Origin of the sequence: Cupriavidus sp. SK-3, from assembly GCF_000611145.1 — a bacterium.
Taxonomy (GTDB): domain Bacteria; phylum Pseudomonadota; class Gammaproteobacteria; order Burkholderiales; family Burkholderiaceae; genus Cupriavidus.
In genome coordinates this window covers 1-295 of sequence record NZ_JFJV02000075.1, presented here as the reverse complement: position 1 = coordinate 295, position 295 = coordinate 1, and the positions used below count along the sequence as shown (strand labels likewise).

The 295-nt window shown below is 64.7% G+C and carries 1 pseudogene; it reads right to left on the bottom strand.

Annotation, left to right across the window (positions count from 1 at the left end):
* Positions 1–295 (bottom strand): annotated as a pseudogene (locus CF70_RS36495) (IS630 family transposase); the annotation flags it as partial.

The following is a 295-nucleotide window of genomic DNA, read 5'->3' as shown; positions in this document are numbered from 1 at the left end:
CGCGGCATTCTGCCAGCACCTGTCCGGTATGGACGTCCAGTGCCGCAATCAATGCCTGGGTCCCGTGACGAACATATTCAAACTCACGACGACGCAGCCGCCCCGGCGCGGGCGCGCGTCCCCGGTACTTGCGTTCGATGGCCTGAATGCCGGTCTTCTCGTCGATACTGAGCACCACCGCGTCGCGAGGCGCCTTGCGGTACAGCTTGCATATCTCATTGACCTTCTCGCGAAAGACCGGATCCGGGCTGTGTAGCCACTGCGGGACCCGGTGCGGACGCACGTCGCCGGCCTG